This window comes from Streptomyces sp. H39-C1, from assembly GCF_027158125.1.
Lineage (GTDB): Bacteria > Actinomycetota > Actinomycetes > Streptomycetales > Streptomycetaceae > Actinacidiphila > Actinacidiphila fildesensis.
Map to the genome: position 1 here is coordinate 17,336 of NZ_JAPVLS010000038.1, position 17,717 is coordinate 35,052.

The window sequence follows — 17,717 nt, forward strand, 5'->3', positions numbered from 1 at the left end:
CCGGCGGGCGTCCGGCCATGCCCGGATTCCCAGGATGCCGCAGGGAGAACTCAGCCCGGCGGTGCGGACCTCAGCGCCGCCAGCAGCGTACGGGCGTCCCGGACCGTGGGATGGCCGTCGCCGAGACGTACGGCGGCCTCGTCCACGACGCGTTCGGCGTACGCAGTCCCGTCCGTCCCGTCCGTCCCGTCGTAGCCGAGCATGGCGTGGGAGACCTTGAGGCGCAGGGCCAGGGGGTGATCCTCGCCCAGCCGGGAGCGCGCCTCCGCGGCGAAGGCGCCGCATTCCCGGCGTACTTGCCCGGTCGGCTTCGAGCCGCCTTCGCGTTCCCAGGCGAGGACCTGGGCTTCGAGGTCCTGAGCCGCGGTGTCGGGAGTGCGGTCCTCGCGCGGCGTGTCACTGGTGTCGCCGCCCATCGTCGGCCGTGCCGCGACCGTGGTGTCGTCCGGCCTCGCGACCCGGGTGTGGACGAGCGTCTCGAAGTGGCGGGTGGCCGGGAGGGTCGCGTGCTCCCGGATGATGGTGGTCGCCTCGGCGGGCAGGGGCGGCGGGGCGAACCGTTCCACCTCCGGTCCGAGAGGTGCCCCCGCCGAGCCTGCCGCGAGGGCCGCAGCGACCGCGGCGGGGGTCGGCCGCCGGGCCGGATCGGTCTGGAGGCACGACCGCACCACTTCCTCCAGTTCGGCCGGCAGACCCGCCAGGTCGGGCGTGCCGTCGCAGATGTTGGTCATCACGGCGAGGACCTTCCTGCCCCAGGGAAGGCGCCCCAGGGCGAGGCGGGCGAGGAGCGTGCCGAGGGAGAACACGTCGCTGGCCGGGGTGAACTGCTCGTGCTCCCGTATCTGTTCCGGCGAGGCGTAGGCGTACGTCCCGGCGAAGCCGCTCCGGGGCTCGGTCAGCCGCTCGATCTGCGCGATGCCGAAGTCGATGACGCGGGGGCCGTCCTCGGTCAGCAGCACGTTCGCGGGCTTGAGGTCGAGATGCACGATGCCCTCGGCGTGGATGGCAGTGAGCGCGGTGGCAATGCCCGCACCGATACCCCGGACGGTGGCGGCATCCAGGGCGCCGCACCGCTCGGCCACCTCCTGCAGCGAAGGTGCGGCCACGAACGGCACCGCCATCCAGGGGGTCCCGCCGCTCGTGTCGGCTGCGATCACCGGCACGGTGAACCGGCCACTGACTCGACGGGCCGCTTGCACCTCGTGCGTGAACCCCTCCCGGATCGAGGAGTCGGCCGCGTACTCCGCGTGCAGGGTCTTGACCGCCACCATGACGCCGTCGGGATCCTGGCAGAGGTAGACGCGGCCGAACCCGCCCTCCCCGACGCGCTCCAGGACCTCGTAGGAACCGAAGGCCGCCGGATCCTCCGCTGTCCGCGCGGACGTGGCCCGCCCCACCTGCCGCCACTCCCCCAGTGCCTCGGCTTCGGCATGGACGGCCGTGGCACCGCCCGGGCCGCGGGCCGGCGCGGGTTCCGGCGCCGCCTGCTCCTCGTCCACCACGACGATCGACACCACTTGGGGTGTGCCCCCACGGAAGGAGTACGCCTCCACGTTCACATTGCCGGCACCCTCGTTGGAGACGTAGACGCCGAGCAGCCCCAGCCGCGCGCACAGGGCGATCTCCTCGGGAGTCGGTCGACGGTCCGCGCGGGCGAAGTAGAAGGATCGGGCCTCGCACCCCTGGTCGGCCAGGCGCTGGATCACGCCGAGCCACTGCTCGATGCTCACCTTGTGCGGTTGCGGATCATCGGTTCCGTCGCTGACCGGGAAGACCCGAGTGAGGTGCCGGGCGCGGTTCTCCCGGGCCAGCAGCCCGAAGGCCGTGGCGGGTGCCGCTTCCACCTGCCTGGCCAGCAGGGTTCCCGCCGTGTCACCGATGTGGAGCGTTGTCTCCCGGGTGGACCGGGCGAGTCCGTCCCGTTGCTCGGACAGCACGTCGTACTCGGGTGAGCCCGGGCCCTCTCCTCGCAGCTCCATGCACGCGAGCACGCGCCCGAAACAGACGACGGCTTCGTCCAGGTCCTCCGTCCGCATGGCCGCCTTCGCCTGCGAGACCAGAGCTCCGAGTCTCCGGTCGCTGCCCGCGCCGTACAACTGCGCGCATTTATCGGCGATTTGGCCGTACATGCGGCTCGCCCGCGAAAGGTCGCCGCTCCGCTCGACCTCCGCGGCCGCCGCGACCAGGTCCTGCAGACTGTCGTGCCCTCGCTCGTGGCCGAAGGGCAGCCCGCCGGCGAGTTCCGCATAGCGCTGGCGGGCGATACCGGTGAGTGCGTGCCGACCGCCGAGCTCGTTCTCGGCAGTCTTCAGCATCCGGGTGTAGGTGCGCAGCGCGGCGGCGTTGTCGCCGGCCTGCTGCTGCCAGTGGCCCATGTCGCAGAGCAGGTTGAGCGCGGCCTCGGTACGGCCCTCCTGCTCGGCCGAACGTTGCAACTCCTCGTAACGGCGTACGGCTTCGTCGGCTCGCCCTGCCCGGCCGTGCCAGTGGGCGAGCTGGTGGCGGGCCAGTCCGGTGTCCTGATGCCTGGATCCCTGCAGCCGCTCGCGGTCGGAGAGGAGCTGCGCGAACAGCCGCACCGCGCCCTCCGCGTCGCCCGACTCACCTGTCCAGTGGGCGAGTTGGTGCCGCATGGCCAGAGTGGCGGGGTCGTCGGGCCCGGGCGCGGCCGTCGCACGAACGACCAGTTCGCGATACCGCTTCACCGCCTTGCCCGGCCTGCCCTCCCGGCCGTCCTGCTCGGCCGAGGCACTGCCCTCCCGCAGCCGCGCGAGCACCTCGGCCGCCGGATCACCGGACTCCGGTGTGCCGTTCCGCCGCTTGCCGATCCACCGCATACAGACCCCCCGGAGCTGTCGGTCGGCCGACATCCCGGCCTGCCGGCAGGCCGGATGAAGAGCCGGTACACGGCAAAGTACCGTTCCTCAAGAGTGAGCGGGGGTGGGTCGCCGATCCGTTCCTGTTCACTGCGCCTGCCTCGACAGGTGTTGGGCGGGCCGGCTTGCCGCGTTCGCGCGTCCGAGCCGCAGGTCTCGGTGGAGGAGCCATGCCGTACCGGCGACGACCACCCCGCAGACCGTGGGCACGAGCAGCCACGGCAGGCCCGTCCACACGGTGCCCAGACCCACGACGACGCAGGTCGCCCCGGTGACGATGAGCAGCCACTTGCCGTACGGGCGCCAGGTGAACAGTCCGGGATCACGCGGGCGGACCAGATGCATCGCACCGAACATGAATGCCAACGCCGCCAGCAGCCCCGCGAACGTGCCGACGGCGGCTGTCATCTGCGGCTCGTCGCGAGGCGCGTCGGCGGAATGCTGCCGGGCGTCCCCCTCGGCGACCATGACCACCACGCCGCGCCAGACAGTTGCCGTGACCCGGTCCCCCTTCTGAAGCCCACTCAGCGTCGGCCCCGAGTCACTGAACGACACCACCACCCTCCCGAAGGGCCGTGGGCCGAGGAGGGTCGCCCGCATGTTCTTGGCGGTCTTGTGGGTGCCCTCGACGGTGAAGCTCAGCTCCCGCAGACAGTCCTCCGACGCCGGTATCACCGTGCGCACGGAACACACCTCGGCCGCCCGGTACTCCCGATACAGGGCACCGTCGGTGGGCAGCCAGCTGGTGAAGACGAAAGCGCAGGTCAGTGCCGATACCAGGGACAACACGATCAGCGCCGCACCCACCAGCCGGTTCCGGCCGGCCCCCCGTCGGGACGACGGCGATCCGCCCGCCGCCCGCTCAGCGCCGATCCTCATCGTGGTCATCGCTCGACTCCCCCACCGTTGCCCGCCGAAATCCGCTGGACCTCACTCTCTTCCCGCCGTGATCAAGGAGGTAAGGACAGCGACCGGCAATGAGACGTCACCCGTCGTTGCTGAATCCGGGCAACGTGAACCTCAGCCACGCCAGGGCGCCCGACACGACACCCCCAGGACCCACCGCGTCGGTCGGCCCGGACGGCACCCGCGCCGCCTCGCCCCCCACTCGCAGAATCACCTGGCTGACCAGCGGCGATCCGGACACGCATGACCCACCGGGGTGAAAGGCACAGCCAGGAGCAGTCTTCGCTCTTCCGCGAGCGAGCGGCGGCGGACGTGGGAAGATGGCAGAGCGGAAAAATGACCTCCGGGCGGTCTCCTGACCATGCAATCGAGAGGCAAATGGACGGGCCGACGACTGGTGCGGACGTGGGACGCGACGCGGCGGGCGGCGAGGCGCTGTCACGCGGCCTGCTGTTCATTCCCATCGCCACAGCGCTGATCCAGGACGACGGACGCATCATTCACTGGAGCGCCGACGCCGAGGTGCTGCTCGGCTACACAGCCGAGGAGGCCGTCGGCGCCTTCGCCTCCCACCTGCTCGTGGACGTGGAACAGCAGCCGCGCGTCATGGACCTCTTCGCCGGCATTCTGGGCGGCGAGGCGTGGTCCGGGGTCTTCCCCGTGAAGCACCGTGACGGCCACTCGGTGAACCTGGAGTTCCGTACCCATCCCATCCCGACCGAGTCCGGCCGTCCCCTCGTCCTCGCCGTGGCATCGGACGTCAGGGAGATCCGCCGCATCGAGTCCGACCTGGCCGTCCTCGACAGTTTCTTCACGCAGTCACCCGTCGGCATGGCCGTCTACGACACCGACCTGCGCTTCGTACGGCTCAACGACGCCCTCGCCCGGATCAACGGCCTGCCCGCGGATCAGCATCTGGGCCGGCGCCTGACCGAGGTGCTGCCGGGGCTCAACGGGGAGGAGATCGAGGCGGTGATGCGGCAGGTGCTGGAGACCGGCGAACCGGTCGTGGACGCCCGGTCCCACGGCATCACGCCCGCGGACCCCTCGAAGGAACGTGCCTGGTCGGCCTCCTACTTCCGGCTGGAGGAACGGACCGGTCGGATCCTCGGGGTGAGCTCCACGATCATCGAGGTCACCGAGCGCTTCCAGGCCGAGTCGCGGGCCGCCACAGCGCGTGAACGGCTCGAAGTGCTCGTCGACGCCACGTCTCGGATCGGCACCACACTCGATCTGGGACGGACCGCGCAGGAACTCGCCGACACCATGGTCCCCCGGCTGGCCGATGTGAGCGGCGTCTTCGTCCTCGAGCGCCTGATCACCGGGCAGAACGCGGATTCCTCGGCACCCGACGGGGCGGAGCAGGTCCGCCGCCTCGCGATCGCCAGCTCCGACCCCGGCTATCCGGTACGGGACCTGCCGGTCGACGCGGTCCACCGGGTGCCGCGGGATTCGCCGTACGCCGAGGCGATGGCGACGCACCGGACGGTCATCGTGCCCTCGGTGGATCTCCCCCCGCTCGCCCCGGTTGAGGCCGCCGAACGGGTCCACGCCTACCAGACCCGGGTGTCCCGGACGGTGCGGGTGACTCCGCTGGTCGTGCGCGGGGCCGTACTGGGCATGGTCGTGTACTCGCGGCGCGGCGGCATGGAGGCGTTCGGCGAGGACGATGTCACGCTGGGTGACGAGCTGACCTCCCGGGCCGCGGTGGCCGTCGACAACGCCCTGCTCTACCGGCGGGAGCACGAGACCGGGGAGTCCCGGCAACAGGCGCTGCGCCAGGCCAACGCGGCCCGTGAGCGGCTCGCGCTGATCAATGCGGCGTCCGCCCGCATCGGCACCACGCTGGACCTGACGCAGACAGCGCGCGAACTGGCCGAGGTCGCCACTCCGACGCTCGCCGACACGGTCGTGGTCGAGGTCGTGGACGCTCTGCTGCGCGGCGAGGAGGTCCCCGGCCCGCCCGACCGGTCGGCGCTCCTGCGCCGCCTGGCCTTCCACACCACCGACGGTGCGGGGATGGTGCCGGTGGCCCCGGTCGGCGACGTCCACCGGTTCCATCCCACCACGCCGTACGCCTGGAGCCTGGCGCACCGTCGGCCCGTGCTGGTACCCCGGATGGACGAAGAGGGGCTGAGCTGGTTCGCCGAGGATCCGATCAGGAACGCCGCGTCGCGCGAGCAGGGTCTCCGCAGTTTCATGGTGGTTCCGCTGATCGCACGCGACGCGGTGGTCGGAGTGGTCTCGTTCTACCGGACCATCACCGACCGGCCCTACGACGAGGAAGATCTGGCACTCGCCGGAGAGCTGGCGGCCCGTGCCGCGGTTTCGATCGACAACGCCCTGCTCTACACCCGTGAGCGGGACGCGTCCAAGGCCCGCCAGCAGGCGCTGGAGGAGGCCCACGCCGCGCAGGAGCGGCTGGCACTGCTCAACGACGCCAGCTCCCGGATCGGGACCACACTCGACCTGCAGCGGACCGCGGAAGAACTGGTGGAGCTGGTGATCCCGCGGTTCGCGGACTTCGCCACGGTCGACCTGCTGGAATCGGTCGTCCAGGGCGGGGACCAGGAGGGCGACCAGACGACGTCACCGACCGACGGAAGGGTTCTGCTGCGTGCTGTCGCGGTCGGCGAGGTCAACGAGTCGGGCATGATCGGGGCGGCCGACGAGGTCGGCGGGACCTCCCGGTCGGCCAAGCTCTACGCCGAGAGCCTGCGCACCGGCCGGTCCATCCTGGTGGCGCAGGTGGACGAGGCCGCCCTGCGCCGGATCGTGGCGCACCCCGACCGCGTCCAGCCGGGCCTCGACGCGGGCGTCCACTCGTATCTGATGGTGCCGCTGCCCGCCCGCGGTGTGGTGCTCGGCGGGGCCGAGTTCATCCGGATGCGCAATCCGGAGCCCTTCACGGTGGCCGATGTCGCGCTCGCCGAAGAGCTGGCGGCCCGCGCCGCGGTCTGCATCGACAACGCGCGCCTCTACCGGCGTGAACGCGACACCGTGCTCACCCTCCAGCGCAGCCTGCTGCCGCAGGAGGTCCACCTCACACCGGGCCTGGAGATCGCCTACCGCTACCTGCCGAGCAGCGTCGTCAGCGAGGTCGGCGGCGACTGGTTCGACGTCGTGCCGCTGTCGTGTGGACGGGTCGCCCTGATCGTCGGCGACGTGATGGGCCACGGCATCCGCGCCGCCGCCACCATGGGCCAGCTGCGCACCGCGGCCCGCACGCTGATCACCTTGGACATGTCCCCGGACCGGGTGCTCCGGCGCCTGGACGAGACGGCGTCGGCGATCGGGGACGGGCAGTTCACGACCTGTGTGTGCGCGGTGTTCGATCCCGTCGACCGCAGCTGCATCATCGCCTGCGCCGGACATCCGCCACCCGTGGTGCAGGACCCGAACGGGTCCACGCGGCTGATCGACCTGCCCCCCGGCGTCCCGCTCGGTGTCGGCGGCGTTGCCTTCGAGAACGTGGAGATCACCCTCCCCGAGGACGGTGTTCTGGTGCTCTACACCGACGGACTGATCGAACGGCGCGACCGGGACCTCGACGAGGGGATGCTGCTGCTCTCGCAGGCCGTGGCCAACCGCGGACCGTCCCTGGAGGCCAGCTGCGACGCCGTGCTCGACGCGCTGTCGGCCAAGGACAGCGAGGATGACATCGCCATCATCATGGCGCGGGCAATGCCGGTACGTGACGACTGGATCGCCATGCTGCCGCTGTCCGGCGACATGGCCGTGGTGGGCGAGGCCCGGAGGTTCACCCGGGCGAGGCTGTGCTCCTGGGGGCTGCAGTCGCTCAGCGAGGTCGCCGAACTGCTGGTCAGTGAGCTCGTCAGCAACGCCCTGCTGCACACCGGAATGCCCACCGAGCTACGGCTCTTCCGCGACCGGGTCCTCACGCTCGAAGTGGCCGACACCGACAACCAGGTACCCCGGGTGCGCCGCGTCTCCGAGGAGGACGAGGGCGGCCGCGGTATGCACCTGGTCAATGAACTCGCCCACCGCTGGGGCAGCCGCGCCACCCGCCACGGCAAGGTGGTCTGGATCGAGTTGGAATTGCCCCTCGGCACCTTCACCCCAGGCGGACCCTGACCTCGGCCGCCGCGGAACGCTGTGGTGAAAGGCTGCGGACCCCGAGATCGACGACCTGTTGGCGAGCGTGGCCGACAAGATCTGGAAGAACAAGCGTGTCCCCGGCCCGGAAGATATCGTGATCACGCGGCCGGCTGCGGCGAGCGGCAGTGACTTGAGCGCGACGACGAGGAACATCGCGCAGTGAAGTCCGTATCGGATTCGAGGCATTGGGGGTGCCGCGGTGGTGTCGAAACGTGTCAACGTCGTGGGAGCGGGGATCGTCGGTCTGAGCATCGCCCACGATCTGGCCCTGCGCGGCCATGCCGTCACGGTGATCGCTGATCAGCGGGCGGAGGAGAGCGTGTCCAGCGTCGCGGCGGCCGTGTGGTTTCCCTACCGGAGCGGGACATCGCCGTCGCTGATGGGCTGGTTGCTCGCGGCCCGCGCGCGGTTCGAGCAGCTTTCCACCGACCGTGCCGCCGGTGTCGATCTCCGGGAAGGCCTCGTGGTCGAGCGACACGTCGGGGAGGACCGCTCATGGACCGATGCGGTCCCCCTCCACCACGAGGCCGCCGCGGACGAGCTGCCCTCCGGCGCGGTGGCGGGGGTGCGGGCGACCGTGCCCGTCATATCCATGCCGCACTACCTTCCGTGGCTGGAGAAGCGCTGCACGGGCCTCGGGGTGACGTTCGTCGAGCGCAAGGTCACGGCCGTCGACGACCTCGCCGGCGATGCCGACCTGGTGGTCGTCGCCGCCGGGATGGGTTCCGGAGCCCTCCTCGACGACGATTCGATGTATCCCGTCCAAGGGCAGATCGTCCGCCTGGCCAACCCGGGAATCACCGAGTGGATCACTGACACCGAGAACCCCGGGGGCCTGACCTACATCGTTCCCCGCCGTGAAGACATCGTCTGCGGCGGCGTGGCGCAGGTCGGCTCATGGGCCACGGAACCCGTGGCCGAGATCGAGCAGGCGATCCTTCGCCGGGTGGTCTCCCTCATGCCCGCGCTGGCCGGGCTGCCCGTTCTCTCGCGCGCCACGGGGCTCCGCCCGGCCCGCGACACCATTCGCCTGGAACACGTCGACGGTTTTCCCGTCCCCGTGATCGCCTGTTACGGCCATGGCGGTGCGGGTGTCACTCTGTCGTGGGGCTGCGCCGAGGCCGTGGCAGACCTCGCCGACCAGATCTGACGTCACCCTGCTCGTGCAACCGCGCTCTGCCGCCGGGGCGGCAGAGCGCGGCCGTCGTCGACCGCCGGGCGGGTGACCGCCAGCCCACGGCGGACGTGTGCGGATACGCTCTGTGACCGTCCGCTCTCATCGCGCGATCTGCCCTTGCAGGCGAAGAGGGCGCGAGTGTTATTCAATGGGTGTGCGTAGGGGATCTCGGGGCTTCACCGCACGAGAGACTCGGGTACGCCTCCGGTCATGTGCCGGGGTCGGCGAGCGAGCTGAGAGAGCCGCATGGACTCCACATCATCCCCCTTGCCCTCGTCGCCGTTCGAGCAGGTCAGCCGTGCCCTGGGGGACTACATTCCGCGGGACGGACCGGCAGCCGCAGCCGATCCCGCCGCCCCGCAGGGCGACCACTCCGATCCTCGGTCACCGAACGGCGACCGCGCGACCACCGGCCAGGAGCAGATCCTCGGCGCCGTCAATCTGGACCGGGAACTGAGAATCACTCGCTGCAACCTGGACGCCCCCGCCTTCGATGGGCTGGGGGTCACCGTCGGAGCGGCGTTCGCCGATCTGCTGCCTCCCGGCGACATCCCGACGGTCATCCGGCGGTTGCGGCAGGTCATCGAGACAGGGGAGGCGCACGTCGCCCGGGTCCAGCGTCTGCGGCGGGACGACGGGTCGGAGCTGGTGGTATCCATGAGCATCCTGCCCGCCGCGGCGCCCCAGGAGGGCCTGACCGTCTCCCTGATCGCCATGGCCAAGAGGTTGCATCTGTACGCTTCCGAGACCGCCATCGGGACGTCGCTGGACATCGGTGAGACGGCGCAGTCCCTGGCCCAGTCGTTGCTGGTCTGGGGAGACGTGGCCGCCGTCGACCTCGATTACGCCGTGTGGACGGGCGAGGCCGTCACCGAGCAGGCTCAGGGGCGCATCCGGCTGCGGCGGGCTGCTCTTATGCCGGACAGGGCCTGGCCCGAGGGCTATCTGACGCCCGGCGACAACCTTCCCAACGAGGCGAGCCGTCTGCTGTCCCTCGCGGTCACGCGTGACGACGTCGCGCAGGCCCTCGTCATTCCCGATCGGGAGGCGATCGAGCGGGTGCTCGGCGATCCGCGACTGGTGCGTGCTCTGGTCCCCGTCGACCGGCCGGCGAGTGTGGCCTGCATACCGCTGGTCCTGGAAGGCTCCGATGGCGCACCGCCCATCGTGCTGGGCGTGGCGGAGGTCTGGCGGCGGCCGGACCGCCCCTTCCACGACAGCGAGTTGCTGGATCTGCAGGAGCTGGTGGCCAGGACCGCCCACCATGTCGATCTGGCCCGCCAGCACCAGCGCGAGCACGCTCAGGTACTGGCGCTGCAGCGCCGGCTGCTGCCGCGCGCCGGCAGCGACACCATCGAGGTCGCCAGCGTCTACCAGCCCACCACCCCCGACAGCGCGGGCGTCGGCGGTGACTGGGTGAACAGCTTTCCCCTGCCGGACGGCCGTACCGCACTCGTGGTCGGCGATGTCGTCGGGCACGGTCTGGGGGCCGCGGCAGCCATGGGCCAGTTGAGCATGGAGGCCCGGGCGCTGCTGTCGGCGGGGCTGGCGCCCGATGAGGTGCTGGCGCATCTGGACGAGACCGTCACGCTCCTGGACGACGCGGACGCCGGCCTGGCGGCCGGCTACAGCGCGCTCGGGTCGACCTGCTGCATCGCGGTCTACGATCCGGTCGGCCATCAGGTGGTCACGTCCAGCGCGGGCCATCTCCCGCCGATCCTCGTCCTCCCCGACGGGTCCGCCAGGACTCTCGCGACGCACCCCCATCCTGGCCTGGGTACCGCCTTCGCCTTGCGGGAGCCGTTCGATGTGCACACCTTCGCCGCTCCCCCCGGGTCCTTGCTCGCGCTCTACACCGACGGTCTGGTGGAGGATCCGGCGGTCTCGATCGACGAGGGCATCGACCGGCTGACGGACGCGGTGAGCAAGGTGCATCCCTGGGACGACCTGCAGCAGGTCGCGAGGAGCCTGGTCGTCGAGTTCGCCTCGCGAAGCCGCCTGCGCGACGACGTGACCTTGTTGCTCGCCCGCATGGCCGGGCGTCGTAAACGGGACACCGCGGCCTGGCGTCTGCCGGCGCGCGACGACGCCGCCGCCCGGGCCCGCACGCTGGCCTCTGCCGTCCTACGGCAATGGCACGCCAAGAGCGCCCCGCGCGACAGCGCGCTGCTGGTGATCAGCGAGCTGGTCACCAACGCCGTCCGCTTCGCCACCGGTCCCATCACGGTGCGGCTGATCAAGACCGGTCACAGCCTGCTGTGTGAGGTCGGTGACACCAGCAACGGCCGGCCGCGGCTGGGCCGCGGTGGCCTGCTCGACGACAGCGGGCGCGGCCTGCGCGTCGTCCACAAGCTCACCACCCGCTGGGGGGTGCGGTGGACCGACACCGGCAAGGTCGTCTGGGCGGAACTCGCGAGGTAGCACCACCGGGGGGTCAGTACACCTAGAGCCACTCCGCCTCGACGGCCGTGGCCGTGAGTCCGGGCGCCGCCGCGAAGAGCACGGTACGGCTTCCCGCGCTCTGGCCGGCGTCGTGCGCGCGTCGCAGGATGTCGAACACGGCCGCACCGCCGCGGTTGCCGCTGGTGTAGCTGTCGCGGCTGTAGGCCAGGACGTCGGTCGGCCACCCGTCGGGCATCGTCTGTTCCATGTACTCCAGCACGCGGGTCCCGCCGGGGTGCGCGAGCAGGAGATCGGGATGCCAGGGGTTGGCGTCGTCCTGGTGACGGAGGCGCAGCCACTCCCACATCGCGACGACCGTGTCCTGTACGGCGCGCGGCCCGCGCCGGTCCATGACGAAGTGCGTGCCGTCGGCACGGGTGTCCAGCCGGTGCAGGTCCCGGGTGCCGGGCAGGGTGTGGTGCCAGGCCGCGTCCAGCCGCAGCACCGACTGCGGCCTGGGGCGGCCGGTGACCACCGCGGCGACGGCGGTGTCCGCGAACAGCAGCCGGACGATCAAGGACTCCAGGGTGTCGTCCGCGGGCTGGTAGGTGGTGCTCAGCGCCTCCGATATCACGACCAGAACCACCCGGTCGGGGTCCGCGGCCACCAGGTCGGCCGCCAGCGCGAGGGAGCGGGTCCCCGCGATGCACGCCCACTGCGTGGCCGGGAGGAGAAGCGCGTCATCGCGTAGCGACAGCCGGTCGGCCACCGCTATGTCCAGTCCCGGCAGAGCCGGGGTGGTCGAGTGGCTGGTGATCAGGCAGTCGACGTCGGCGGCGTCCAGCCCTGCGATCTGCAGTGCCCCGCGCGCTGCCCGCTCCCCGTACGCCTGCACGGCTTCCCAGGCGGGCGCGGTGCGCTCCTGCACGGTCTGCGGCGCCGGTATCGCCTCGAGCGCGCTGATCGCGCGGTCCACTTCCTGCTCGCTGAATCCGTCGCGGATCAGTGCCTGCCGGGCCGGTGCGACGCCCGGGGTCCGCAGGCCGCTCCCGGCGCTGGACGCGACGGCGGTGGCCAACGGCACCATCCACCCGCGGGAAGCGATGCCGGTACTGGCCGCGATGCCGTCGATCCGCGGCAGCCACGGCGCGTGCTGATGCCGGTCACGTACTTCCGCCAGGATCTGGCTGGTCTCCACGGCATGCTCGCCGTGTATCACCGCGGGAGGGCACAGATAAGCGGTCACAGTACGCACCTTTCTACGCAGGATGATCGAATGCCACGGAGCATATGAAATGAGTCACTTCATCACTTCATGTCCAAGTGAGTACTTTTGCACTCCACTTCAGGAGTTATCTACCTTTTTCGGGCAGATCGGCCTGTGAGAAACGTCTCTGTGGTCCACGCCACTCCGAGAACTCCAAGATCGCCCGAGTGCACAGGCCGACGACGCCGTCTCTCGCCGGCCACCTCGGCAGGGGCAGGTTCACGGACGTCGGCGGCGTCCCGGTGGGCCCATTCGGCAGCCGCAGCAGCCTTGTTGCCGCAGGAGAGCGACGATCCCGCCGCGCCGCACTGCGATGCGCCGCCTGACATCCGTATACCCCTCAAGGGGTGACGAAGCGTCAGCACTCCCCGGCCGTGCGGGCGGACGCATGAAGTCCTTGCCCTCGGGTCCGGACCGCTGCCACGGAGTGGTGCCGCGCTTCAAGAACCGGAGTTCCGTTTCATCCGTCGACACCAATCGTGCAGCTCGAAGGGGGCCTACTCTCCGGATCCGACCCTCATCCCCTTGCCCGGAAAGGCCGCTGATGTTCGAGGAGCTGCACCGTCGCGCTGTCGTCGCCGACGCCCACAACGATCTGTTGACGGCAGTCGCCGCCCGGCCCCCGAAGCGCTGGGGATCCTTCTTCAGGGAGCGCTGGCTGCCGCAGCTGCAAGCGGGAGGAATCGACCTGCAGGTACTGCCCGTGTTCATCGACGCGCCGTACCAACCTGAGGGTGCGCTGCGGCAGACGCTGCGGATGATCGAGTGTGTCCACGTCCGGGCCGAGGAGAACGCCGATCAGGTCGCGCTGTGCCTCACCGGCGCGGACATCGACGCCGCCCTTGTCCAGGACAAGCTCGCTCTGGTGCTCGCGCTCGAGAGCGCCCCCGGCGTCGGCGCCTCCACCGAGCTCTTTTCGACCTTGCACCGCCTCGGCGTGCGCATCGCCTCCATCGCCCACTGGGGCCGCACCCCGCTCGCCGACGGCAGCCGCGAGGACGCCACGGGCAGCCGCCTCACCGCTCCCGGGTCGCCACGCCGGATCTCGACCGACAGGTCCCGGAGCGTCAAACTCTTGCGCACATCCATTCGCCGATATTGAGGGCCGCGGCGCGTGCGCTGTTCGTCCGGGACGGCGAGTGTTCAGCCCCGCGTTCGTCCGGACGAACGAACGTCGGCGCGACCCGTGTGCAGGTAGCGTGCCCGCCCCTCGCCGTCGTCGCCCAGGAACGCCACCGGTCCATGGCCGGGCTCGACGGGGAGGAGGGAATCGCCGCGCCAGGCGACCAATTCCGTGCGGTAACTCTCGTCACCGAGCTCCGCCGTGATGCCGAGGGGCACATGCTCGAGCCAGAGCCTGCCCTGCTCGTCCTCACCCACCCTGGTCTCGCCCGTGCTCGACAGATAGGTGCCGACGCAGCGCCGCGCGTTCAGGCGGACTGCCGGGTCCGGGACCGGGTCCCCGGGCAGCTCCAGGATGCGGCCGAGGATCTCCTTCCGCAGCGGCTTGGGGTCACCGCCGTTGGTGAAGATCGCCACTGCCAGGTCGCGGCCGGGCACGACGCGCAGGACCGCCGACTGGCCGATGGTGTTGCCGTCATGACCGAAGACCAGGCCGCCCGGTAGGCCGTAGAGCTCCCAGCCCAGGCCCCAGGCCGTGCCCCAGCCGATGTCCGGCAGCGCGACCTGCGGCTGCCGCATGGCCTGTAGGTCGTCCTCCGCGAGGTGCGTCCGGGCGAAGGCCAGCAGATCGCGGGGAGTCATCGCGAGCATCGACCCCGCCGGCGCGTTCGAGCGGGCCATCGCCCAGACCGCGGACGGCTTCCCGTCGAGATGGCCCACCACCGCGCGGTGGACGATCGCTTCGTACGGGTCGTTCGCCGCGTGCGTCATGCCCAGCGGCGTGAACAGGTGATCACGCATGCACGCGTCGAAGGGCTTGCCCCGCACGACCTCGACGATGCGTCCCAGCACGCAGTAGCCCGCGTTGTTGCAGGAGAACATCATGCCGGGCTCGAAGTTCTGCGGCACCTCGTCCAGCAGGTCCACGTACGTGGCCAGGCAGTCGTCGCCCTTGCCGGTGTCGGTGAAGACATCCCCTTCGAAACCGGAGGTGTGGCACAGCAGTTGCCGCACGGTTGCCTCCCGGAACCCGGGAAGGTAGGTCCGCACCGGAGCGTCGAGAGCTACTCTGCCTTCGCCGACCAGCTGCATCACCAACGTCGCGGTGAGCACTTTGGTGATCGACCCGATCTGGAACACCGAGTCGACCGTCGCCTCCACCCCCGTCGCGGTACTCAGTACCCCGGCGGCCACTTCGACCGTCTTCGCGCCCGCGCCGATGGCCACGGCAGCCCCTGGCACACCGTGCTCGGCCAACAGCTGCGGCAGCCGCTCCCGCAGCCAACTCCCGATGTCGTGCAATTCGTCCATTCGCCCAAAGTAGACCCCGGGAATCAGCCCCGGTTCGTCCACGGCGACCATCGTTCTCGCCTGGTTTCGTGGAAACGACCAGGCCCGGCACCCTCAGTGATCATGCCGTGATTGTGAAGCTGAGCTGTGGACCCGCATAAGAAACCATCGATGGACCGATGGGCAGGGCGGACGGCAAGGTTTGGGGTCTCCGCCGTGCTCGCGGCGGATGCGCGTCGTACCGATTCCGAGGGGCTCCGCCGTGAAGGCACTGGTCAAGGCGAAGGCAGAACCGGGTCTGTGGCTGATGGACGTGCCGGAGCCCGAAGTCGGACCCGGCGAAGTGCTCATCAAGGTGCTCCGCACCGGTATCTGCGGCACCGACCTGCACATCCGCGACTACGACGGCTGGGCGCAGCAGGCCGTGCGGACCCCGCTGGTGCTGGGCCACGAGTTCGTCGGCGAGATCGTGGAAGTCGCCGCCGGCGTCGCCGACTTGGCCCCGGGCGACCTGGTCAGCGGTGAAGGCCACCTCATCTGCGGAAAGTGCCGCAACTGCCTGGCCGGACGGCGGCACCTGTGTCGCAGCACGGTGGGCCTGGGCATCGGGCGCGACGGGGCGTTCGCCGAGTACGTGACGCTGCCGGCAACCAATGTGTGGGTGCACCGGGTACCGGTGGACCTGGACGTCGCGGCGATCTTCGACCCCTTCGGCAACGCCGTTCACACCGCGCTGTCGTTCCCGCTCGTGGGCGAGGACGTACTCATCACCGGGGCCGGGCCCATCGGCATCATGGCCGCAGCGGTCGCCCGGCACGCCGGAGCCCGACAGGTGATGATCACCGACGTCAGCCCGTTCCGGCTGGAGCTGGCCGAGAAGGTCGGCGTGAGCCTGGCTCTGGACGTCAGCAGCTCCACCATCGCGGACGGGCAGCGCAGGCTCGGTTTGCGCGAGGGCTTCGACGTCGGGCTGGAGATGTCGGGACGGCCCGAGGCGCTGCGCGACATGATCGCCAACATGACCCACGGCGGACGGATCGCCATGCTGGGCCTGCCGGCCGAGGAGTTCCCGGTCGACTTCGCCCGGATCGTCACCTCGATGATCACCCTCAAGGGCATCTACGGCCGGGAGATGTTCGAGACCTGGTACGCCATGTCGGTGCTGCTGGAAGGCGGGCTCGACCTGAGCCCGGTGATCACCGGCCGCTACTCGTACAAGGACTTCGACGCCGCTTTCGACGACGCCGCCGGGGGCCGCTGCGGCAAGGTCATCCTCGACTGGACCGCCTAGCTCCCGCTCCAGCGGCCTCCGCCGGAACCAGCCCGCGCACCATCAGACCTCCGCAGGAACAAGGAGAGACCCCATCATGCTCGACGCCGTCCGCGAGGACCTCCGTGCCACCCTCGATGAGATCCGCTCGGCCGGGCTGCACAAGCCCGAGCGGGTCATCGGCACCCCGCAGAGCGCCTCGGTCGACGTCACCGCGGGCGGACGCCCCGGGGAGGTGCTGAACTTCTGCGCCAACAACTACCTGGGCCTCGCCGACAACCCCGAGGTCGTGGCCGCCGCCAAGTCGGCACTCGACCGCTGGGGCTACGGCATGGCCTCGGTGCGCTTCATCTGCGGAACGCAGGAGGTGCACAAGGAGCTGGAGGCCCGCCTGTCGCGCTTCCTCGGCATGGAGGACACCATCCTCTACAGCTCCTGCTTCGACGCCAACGGAGGCGTGTTCGAAACGCTGCTGGACGAACGCGACGCGGTGATCTCGGACGCGCTGAACCACGCCAGCATCATCGACGGCATCCGGCTGTCCAAGGCACGCCGCTTCCGCTACGCCAACCGCGACATGGCTGACCTGGAGCAGCGGCTGAAGGAGGCCGCCGGAGCACGGCGCACGCTCGTCGTCACCGACGGCGTGTTCTCGATGGACGGCTATGTGGCCCCGCTGGAGGAGATCTGCGATCTGGCGGAGCGCTACGGCGCGATGGTCATGGTCGACGACTCGCACGCGGTGGGCTTCGTCGGCCCTGGCGGGCGCGGCACCCCGGAGCTGCATGGCGTGATGGACCGGGTCGACATCGTCACCGGGACGCTGGGCAAGGCGCTCGGCGGCGCGTCCGGCGGCTACGTGGCGGCCCGGGCGGAGATCGTGGAGCTGCTGCGGCAGCGCTCCCGCCCCTACCTGTTCTCCAACTCGCTGGCCCCGGTGATCGCGGCCGCCTCCATCAAGGTCCTGGACCTGCTGGAGGACGACACCACCGGCGAGGGCGCCGCGCTGCGGGCCCGCCTCTACGCCAACACGGAACTGTTCCGGCGACGGATGACCGAGGAGGGCTTCGAGATCCTGCCGGGCGACCACCCGATCGCCCCGGTGATGATCGGCGACGCCGAGCAGGCCGGACGCATCGCCGACCAGCTCCTGGAGCACGGCATCTACGCGGTGGGGTTCTCCTACCCGGTGGTCCCGCACGGCAAGGCCCGGATCCGGGTCCAGCTGTCCGCGGCCCACTCGGCGCCGGACGTGGAGCGCGCGGTGGCCGCCTTCTCGGCCGCGCGAGCGGCACTGGCAGAATGACC

General features: G+C 70.5%; 9 protein-coding genes and 1 pseudogene. 6 read left to right on the top strand and 4 right to left on the bottom strand.

Annotated features, from left to right (window positions below):
* Positions 1-50 precede the first annotated feature (50 nt).
* Together O3W51_RS24310 and O3W51_RS24315 are read right to left on the bottom strand one after the other, a co-directional pair.
* Complete coding sequence (locus O3W51_RS24310; RefSeq protein WP_187144693.1) at positions 51-2,837, bottom strand: protein kinase domain-containing protein; 2,787 nt, start codon at positions 2,835-2,837, stop codon at positions 51-53.
* Between the two features lie 126 nt (positions 2,838-2,963).
* Entirely contained in the window at positions 2,964-3,764 is an 801-nt protein-coding gene (locus O3W51_RS24315) for a hypothetical protein (protein ID WP_138351778.1), read from the bottom strand.
* A 423-nt stretch (positions 3,765-4,187) separates the two neighbouring features.
* On the opposite strand from O3W51_RS24315, the gene O3W51_RS24320 reads away from it, so the two are divergent.
* The 3 genes from O3W51_RS24320 (at position 4,188) to O3W51_RS24330 (ending at position 11,499) form a co-directional block, all read left to right on the top strand.
* Complete coding sequence (locus O3W51_RS24320) at positions 4,188-7,877, top strand: SpoIIE family protein phosphatase (RefSeq protein WP_269287334.1); 3,690 nt, start codon at positions 4,188-4,190, stop codon at positions 7,875-7,877.
* Between the two features lie 223 nt (positions 7,878-8,100).
* A complete protein-coding gene (locus O3W51_RS24325; protein ID WP_187144695.1) occupies positions 8,101-9,051 on the top strand; it encodes an FAD-dependent oxidoreductase in 951 nt (316 codons plus the stop codon).
* A gap of 273 nt (positions 9,052-9,324) precedes the next feature.
* Positions 9,325-11,499 (top strand): SpoIIE family protein phosphatase, encoded by a 2,175-nt coding sequence (locus O3W51_RS24330; RefSeq protein WP_138351781.1) that lies wholly within the window; start codon positions 9,325-9,327, stop codon positions 11,497-11,499.
* 22 nt (positions 11,500-11,521) lie between these two features.
* On the opposite strand, the gene O3W51_RS24335 is transcribed toward O3W51_RS24330, so the two are convergent.
* Positions 11,522-12,706: a type III polyketide synthase gene (locus O3W51_RS24335; RefSeq protein ID WP_138351782.1), complete on the bottom strand. Its 1,185-nt coding sequence runs from the start codon at positions 12,704-12,706 to the stop codon at positions 11,522-11,524.
* Positions 12,707-13,271: 565 nt separating this feature from the next.
* Between O3W51_RS24335 and O3W51_RS24340 the strand changes: the two are divergent.
* Positions 13,272-13,757: pseudogene (locus O3W51_RS24340) on the top strand (membrane dipeptidase); the annotation flags it as partial.
* 113 nt (positions 13,758-13,870) lie between these two features.
* Here O3W51_RS24340 and O3W51_RS24345 read toward each other — a convergent pair.
* Positions 13,871-15,160: a serine hydrolase domain-containing protein gene (locus tag O3W51_RS24345; RefSeq protein WP_138351783.1), complete on the bottom strand. Its 1,290-nt coding sequence runs from the start codon at positions 15,158-15,160 to the stop codon at positions 13,871-13,873.
* Positions 15,161-15,401: 241 nt separating this feature from the next.
* On the opposite strand from O3W51_RS24345, the gene tdh reads away from it, so the two are divergent.
* Both tdh and O3W51_RS24355 read left to right on the top strand, forming a co-directional pair.
* Entirely contained in the window at positions 15,402-16,430 is a 1,029-nt protein-coding gene (tdh, locus tag O3W51_RS24350) for an L-threonine 3-dehydrogenase (protein WP_138351784.1), read from the top strand.
* A 76-nt stretch (positions 16,431-16,506) separates the two neighbouring features.
* On the top strand, positions 16,507-17,715 hold the full coding sequence (locus O3W51_RS24355) for a glycine C-acetyltransferase (RefSeq protein ID WP_138351785.1): 1,209 nt from the start codon (positions 16,507-16,509) through the stop codon (positions 17,713-17,715).
* Positions 17,716-17,717 lie beyond the last annotated feature (2 nt).